General features: G+C 70.0%; 4 protein-coding genes and 1 pseudogene. 2 read left to right on the top strand and 3 right to left on the bottom strand.

What is annotated here, in order from left to right:
* On the bottom strand, positions 1-698 hold a 698-nt coding region (locus tag AOK15_RS32720; RefSeq protein ID WP_167738885.1), incomplete at its 3' end, for a SulP family inorganic anion transporter.
* Between the two features lie 293 nt (positions 699-991).
* Between AOK15_RS32720 and AOK15_RS32715 the strand changes: the two genes are divergently transcribed.
* Positions 992-2,320: a polysaccharide deacetylase family protein gene (locus AOK15_RS32715; protein ID WP_055521941.1), complete on the top strand. Its 1,329-nt coding sequence runs from the start codon at positions 992-994 to the stop codon at positions 2,318-2,320.
* 21 nt (positions 2,321-2,341) lie between these two features.
* On the opposite strand, the gene AOK15_RS32710 is transcribed toward AOK15_RS32715, so the two are convergent.
* Positions 2,342-3,322, bottom strand: a complete 981-nt coding sequence (locus tag AOK15_RS32710; protein WP_055521940.1) for an ATP-binding protein — start codon at positions 3,320-3,322, stop codon at positions 2,342-2,344.
* A gap of 99 nt (positions 3,323-3,421) precedes the next feature.
* Between AOK15_RS32710 and AOK15_RS32705 the strand changes: the two genes are divergently transcribed.
* Entirely contained in the window at positions 3,422-4,255 is an 834-nt protein-coding gene (locus AOK15_RS32705; RefSeq protein WP_055521939.1) for a Fic family protein, read from the top strand.
* Positions 4,256-4,601: 346 nt separating this feature from the next.
* Here AOK15_RS32705 and AOK15_RS41515 read toward each other — a convergent pair.
* Positions 4,602-4,871, bottom strand: a pseudogene (locus AOK15_RS41515) (HAD family hydrolase); the annotation flags it as partial.
* Positions 4,872-4,910: the final 39 nt, after the last annotated feature.

Below are 4,910 nucleotides of genomic sequence, written 5' to 3'. Positions count from 1 at the left end.
AGCACGGCGGCCGCCGTGGCGCCCGCGACCGCGACGAGGGCGGCCGGGACGCTGCGCAGCCGTCGGCCGACGGGGCCGGGGAGCCGGGGCCAGGCGAACAGCAGGGCGAGGGTGAGCGCGCTCATGGACACGGCGGCGGGATGCAGATGCGCCAACTGGGCGGGCAGCGCCCCGACGTTGTCGAGGACGGCGCTCTGCGGGGTGCCGCCGAGCACGATGTGCAGCTGGGCGACGGCGATGGTGACACCGATGCCGGCGAGCATGCCGTGCACGATCGCGGGGCTCACAGCGAGCGCCGAGCGGGCCACACGCAGCTGCGCCAGGGCCAGTTGGGAGAGCCCGGCGAGCACGGTGATGGCACAGGTGGTGCGCCAGCCGTACTGGTGGATGAGGTCGGCGGTGACGACGGTCAGACCGGCGGCTGGGCCGCTGACCTGGAGTGGTGAGCCGCCGAGGCGTCCGGCGACGAGGCCCCCGACGGCGGCGGCGACGAGGCCGGCCTGGAGGGGGGCGCCGGTGGCCAGGGCGATGCCCAGGGACAGGGGGAGGGCGATCAGGAAGACCGCGATGGACGCGGACACATCGGCGCCCGCGACGCGGAACCGGCGGGGTCCTTCGGGCGGGCTGTGCGGTTGGTGCTCGGACTCCGCCCGATGCGGGCTGGAGTCGGGGGCGTGGGTGGGGACGCAGGCGGACATGTTCTCCCGTCTCCTCCGGGGCTGCGCGGTCGCGGAACAGGTGGTCCCCCCGCTTGGGCGGGGGGCGGGTCGCGGCCGTGGGTCACGGCGTACAGCGGCGGGATTTCTCAACGCTCAGTAAACGAATCGTAATGCAGAGTAAAGGCCATGCAAGGACATTCGTGGCAAATGGGTTATCAGATCACCCAGGATGATGAATCAGATATTTCATCGGCTTGTCGTATTAGTTTGTTCGCCACTCTGTGTGATCTTGGCCCCTCTGCCCCTGAGCAAAGGAAGAAGGTGGGCGGAAGATGGCCGTCACCCAGAGGATCGCCGCCGGCGTGGCACTCGCCGCGACCTGCGCCGTGGCGCTCGCCGGCTGTGGCTCCGGCGACACGGGCGCCGCCGGTTCGGCCGGCGCGAACAACACCGGGAAGGAAGGCATGCAGGGCGCGCGCGGCGGCAAGGAGGCGGCGCCCCGAGTGGAGGGGGGCGCTCCCGCCCCGCCCAAGGCCGCGGCGCGACTCATCGGCGACGGGTCCACCGCGTACACCGGCACGCAGCCCCATCTGCCCAGGCCCGAACGGTTGAAGCCGGGTCAGAAGCCCCCGCAGTTCGTGGTCTTCTCCTGGGACGGTGCCGGCGAGGACAGCCAGCGCCTCTTCTCACACTTCCGCGAGGTGGCCCGCGCCAACAACGCGACCATGACGTACTTCCTGAGCGGCGTGTACATGCTCCCGGAGGAGAAGCGGGACCTCTACCGTCCGCCGCAGCACTCGCCGGGCCGCTCCGACATCGGCTTCAACGATGTCCGCGGGATCAAGGACACCGTGGAGCAGCTGCGCGGGGCCTGGCTGGAGGGCAACGAGATCGGCACCCACTTCAACGGCCACTTCTGCGGCAAGGGCGGCGGGGTCGGGGAATGGTCGGTCGAGGACTGGAAGAGCGAGATCGACCAGGCGAAGTCTTTCGTGAAGGCATGGAAGACCAACACGGGCACCGGCAAGGCCGAACCGCTGCCCTTCGACTACGACAGGGAGCTGATCGGCGCCCGCACCCCCTGTCTGGAGGGCCAGATCAACTTCATGCGGGCCGCCCGCGAAATGGGCTTCCGCTACGACACCAGTGGCGTGAGGGACCAGGTCTGGCCGGAGAAGAAGGACGGCCTGTGGGACCTGTCGATGCAACTGGTCCCGATGCCCGGCCGCGCCTTCGAGACGCTGACCATGGACTACAACTTCTACGTCAACCAGTCCGGTGCCCGTGCGGGTTCCGCGGCCAAGCGGCAGTACTGGGGCGACCAGTTCCGGGACGGTCTGCTCGCGGGCTTCGAACGCGCCTACGCGGGCAACCGCGCGCCCCTGATCATCGGCAACCACTTCGAGTCCTGGAACGGCGGCGTCTACATGCAGGCCGTCGAGGAGACCATCAAGACCGTCTGCGGCAAGCCGGACGTGCGCTGTGTCTCCTTCCGGCAGCTCGCCGACTGGCTCGATGTCCAGGACCCGGAGGTCCTGGACAAGCTGCGCACCCTCGGTGTCGGCCGGTCCCCGAAGGAGGGCTGGGACGCGTTCCTGGCGAGTGGGCCGGCGCCGGCCCCCAAGAGCGCCCAGGGTGCCCGGGCGGGCCGGTCGAGGTAGCAAACGGCCGCGGGTCGTGGCTCAGACCGCTGCCGCGAGCTGCTCGCCCAGGACGAAGTCGGGGTCGATCTGCGACGCCAGGTCGGCCCCGGTCCGCTCATTGCCCCAGCCGCTCGCGTTCTTCAGATGGAAGTGCACCATCTGACGGGTGTAGCGCTCCCAGTCGCGCCGCTCGTACGTGGCGTCCGCCGCCCCGTGCAGGGCGTGCAGGGCACGGCGGTTGAACTCCTCAAGGTGCTCGAAGCGGGGCGGGCGGCCCTTCTCCAGGGCACGCACCCAGTCCGAGTGGCCGACGGTGACCAGCAGGTCGTCCCCGATCTCGGCGCGGAGGAAGTCGAGGTCGTCGTCGCCCCGCACCTTGTTGCCGATGACCTTCAGGGCGACGCCGTAGTCACTGGCGTACTCCTTGTACTGGCGGTAGACGGAGACCCCCCTCCGGGTCGGCTCGGCGACGAGGAACGTCATGTCGAAGCGGGTGAACATGCCGGACGCGAAGGAGTCCGAACCGGCCGTCATGTCGACCACCACGTACTCGTCGCGGCCGTCCACCAGGTGGTTCAGGAACAGCTCCACCGCTCCCGTCTTGGAGTGGTAGCAGGCGACCCCCAGGTCGGAGTCGGTGAAGGGGCCGGTGACCATCAAACGGACGGCCCCGCCGTCGAGTTCCACCGGCCGGGCGCAGGCGTCGTAGATCGGGTTGGGGTCGCAGATCCGCACCAGCCGGGAACCCTCGCCGGGCGGCGTCGTCTTGATCATCGTCTCGGCGGAGGTGATCCGCGGGTTGGAGCCGCGGAGATGGTTCTTGATCAGCGAGAGCCGCTCGCCCATCCCCGGAAGCTCCGCGGCCTCCGACTCGTCCAGCCCCAGAGCGGCCCCCAGATGCTGGTTGATGTCCGCGTCGATGGCGACGACCGGGGCTCCGGAGGCGGCGAGATGGCGGATGAACAGGGAAGACAGCGTGGTCTTGCCACTCCCGCCCTTCCCGACGAAAGCAATTTTCATGTTCACCAACGGTAGTCGGATGATCGCCGATGGTGCGTCGACCGTAGGGAAGACCACTCCTTCGAGGGGTCGGCGACAGAGGCGCGTAGGGTCGTACTCATGAGTACGACAGGTGCGACCGCCGATCCGCTCGCGGCCCTCGCCGAGCTTCCCGGCGTGGCCGAGTCCGTGGAGTCCGTACGCAAGGCCGTGGACCGGGTCTACGGCCACCGAGTCATGCGGCGGCGCAGCAACGCGGTCACCTCTGAGGCCGCCCTGCGCGGCGCGCGCGGCTCCGCCGCGCTGTCCGGCGCCGACTGGGCGCTCGAAGAGGTGCGACGGCGCAGCGACTTCAGCGGGCAGGGGGGCGACGGCGAGGCGCGCACTGTCGGCGCCGCGCTGCGGCTGACCGCCGAGGCCGGCCAACTGCTGTCCATCTGGCGGCAGTCACCTCTGCGGGTGCTGGCCCGGCTGCATCTGGTGGCGGCCGGCGAGGACCACGCGCGCGTGGGGCGTCCCCGCCAGGACGGCGAACCCGTCGACGAGCCCCTCGTGGAGCTGCCGTTGCCGAGCGCGGCGGAGGTCTCCGGCCGTCTCGACGGCCTCGCCGAGCTGATCATCCGGGGCAGTGCGGCGCCTGCCCTGATCGCGGCGGCCGTCGTGCACGGCGAGCTGGTCGCCGTGCGGCCCTTCGGCTTCCACAACGGCCTCGTCGCGCGCGCGGCGGAACGGATCGTCCTGGTCGGCAGTGGTCTCGACCCCAAGGCGGTCTGCCCGGCGGAGGTCGGTCACGCGGAACTCGGCCGCGCCGGCTACCTCGCCGCCCTGGACGGCTATGTCTCCGGCACCCCGGAGGGAATGGCCGCCTGGATCGCCCACTGCGGCAGGGCGATCGAACTGGGTGCGCGCGAGTCGACGGCGGTGTGTGAGGCGCTGCAGCGCGGAGCGGCGTAGAAACCGCCGGAAATAAGTTGCGGCGGTACGAGAATTCGTACCGCCGCTGGCATGTCCACCGGGTTACCAAGCGTCCTCGATATGTGCCCATCAGGTCGGGAACTTGTGCCCGTCACCTGGTGCGGCTGGCCCGTAATCGACGGGTCGACGTCGCGTGGGTGCCCAGTGTTCATGCTAGGTCCGTGGGGCCAAAATGAGTTATTAAAGGTGATCCTCTCGGACGTCCTTTGGTCTCGCGGGCCTTGAATCCTTTCTACTCCAGGACCGGAGCAAGCGGAACCCCTCGCTGTGCTTCTTTACTTTTGCCTTCAATGAGGGTGAATCGGCCCTGGTCATCAGGTCTGGGTCAGGCGGTCGCCACCCGGCGCCGACTCGCGTACCAGACGAGCCCTGCGGTGGCCGCCGCCGCTCCTATGGCCGCCGCCGCGAGGAGCGCGGGCCGGGGCCGGACGGCGAACCGCTGCTTCAGTCGCACCGGGCGGTGGAAGTCCAGAATCGGCCACCCGCGCGCGAGGGCTTCCCTGCGGAGCGCCCGGTCCGGGTTGACCGCGTGCGGGTGCCCCACGGCCTCCAGCATCGGCAGGTCCGTCGCCGAGTCGGAGGAGTACGACCTGGCGCACTGCTACGCGTACAGCGACTCGGCCACGGACCTGCC

This window comes from Streptomyces ossamyceticus (assembly GCF_001418475.1).
In the GTDB taxonomy this organism is placed as follows: Bacteria; Actinomycetota; Actinomycetes; order Streptomycetales; family Streptomycetaceae; genus Streptomyces; species Streptomyces ossamyceticus.
This window is presented reverse-complemented; position numbering and strand designations above follow the sequence as displayed.

Excerpts from the sequence above, each read along its gene's own strand:
- AOK15_RS32715 (WP_055521941.1), top strand. The coding sequence starts at position 992 with ATGGCCGTCACCCAGAGGATCGCCGCCGGCGTGGCACTCGCCGCGACC.
- AOK15_RS32710 (WP_055521940.1), bottom strand. The coding sequence starts at position 3,322 with ATGAAAATTGCTTTCGTCGGGAAGGGCGGGAGTGGCAAGACCACGCTG.
- AOK15_RS32705 (WP_055521939.1), top strand. The coding sequence starts at position 3,422 with ATGAGTACGACAGGTGCGACCGCCGATCCGCTCGCGGCCCTCGCCGAG.